General features: G+C 46.2%; 1 protein-coding gene. It reads right to left on the reverse strand.

The window, feature by feature from the left end; translation table 11 throughout:
• Positions 1-316 (reverse strand): transposase domain-containing protein (locus tag A142_RS11295; protein WP_198928599.1); only part of this gene is annotated, 316 nt, incomplete at both ends.

Genomic DNA, 316 nt, shown 5'->3' on the forward strand with positions numbered 1-316 from the left:
AGATGAACCCAAATTCTTCAGCGTTCTCTGTGGAATCTTGACACCTAAATGTTGTCCCATCGACAGCAAGAACATTAAGCCCTAAGTCTTTGTCTTGTTGAAGGATATCTTCGCGCCAAGCCTTTACCGTTGTGTGAAACAGAGCCGCTAACGGACTCTCATCTAGACGTCGGCGTGAATCAGTTAGGACACTGGGTGCAACACGAGACCAGCTATCTTCAGGTTTAGGCTGAAGTGCGATGTCTAATGAACTGCATACTTCTTTGATAGACATGTTGCGTTGCAGCCCCATCCAAATAACTAACCAGACAGCTTG

Origin of the sequence: Vibrio splendidus 12E03 (assembly GCF_000272105.2) — a bacterium.
Taxonomy (GTDB): Bacteria; Pseudomonadota; Gammaproteobacteria; order Enterobacterales; family Vibrionaceae; genus Vibrio; species Vibrio splendidus_I.